The following is a 794-nucleotide window of genomic DNA, read 5'->3' as shown; positions in this document are numbered from 1 at the left end:
CAGTTGATTGTCCATGCGGATACGATGGTCCCAACCAACGGATCTGGTTTTGGAGGACGACATGGATTTTACCCCTGTACAAACAAAAGGCTTCACCCTGATAGAACTCTTAATTACCTTGGCTATCGTAGGTATTCTCACTTCTCTGGCAGCCCCCACCTTCAGTAGCCTCAAGGCAAAAAATACCATGGCCAGCAGTGTAAATTTATTCCTCGCACAGCTACATATGGCTCGCTCCAGCGCGGTAGCACGTGAACGACGCATCACACTCTGCCCTACCGCCAACACCACCGATTGCAGCAATGACTACCGGGCATGGCAAGGTGGCTATCTTATTTTCGACGACGCCAATAAAAACAGGCAGCACGATCCGGAAGAGGAAATCATCAGTTACCAGGAAAAAGCCAATAGACAGGTAAAAATCTTCTCGTCATCAGCCCACCGAAACCGGATCACATTCCTCCCTCTCGGGCGCGCCTGGTTTTCCAACACCACCATCCGTTTCTGCTATGCAACACACCCTGATCTTAACCGGGCGATCATCATATCCAACAATGGGCGAGTCCGTACCAGAAAGAAAATGGCTGATGGCGGCCCGATCACCTGTTCCTGACAAGAAAAAGCACTTTATCCGTTCACTTCCGCATTTCCAGTGAGACAATGATCGCAATTTCGCAAGCGTGTCTTCGGCCTCGTGATAGATTTTGGGACATCCCAGTCCCCAAAATCGACTCGGCCTTTGACAACCTATTTGTGCCCCAGCCGTCCTGGTCACCAAGCACTACGCAACAACT

General features: G+C 50.4%; 1 protein-coding gene. It reads left to right on the top strand.

Annotated elements, in window-relative coordinates:
* Nucleotides 1-61 precede the first annotated feature (61 nt).
* Nucleotides 62-613, top strand: a complete 552-nt coding sequence (locus ACOCD2_RS23270; RefSeq protein WP_293646843.1) for a GspH/FimT family pseudopilin — start codon at nucleotides 62-64, stop codon at nucleotides 611-613.
* The last annotated feature ends 181 nt before the right edge of the window (nucleotides 614-794 follow it).

It is taken from the genome of Thiolapillus sp., assembly GCF_048562965.1.
Taxonomy (GTDB): domain Bacteria; phylum Pseudomonadota; class Gammaproteobacteria; order Chromatiales; family Chromatiaceae; genus Thiolapillus; species Thiolapillus brandeum_A.
This window is presented reverse-complemented; position numbering and strand designations above follow the sequence as displayed.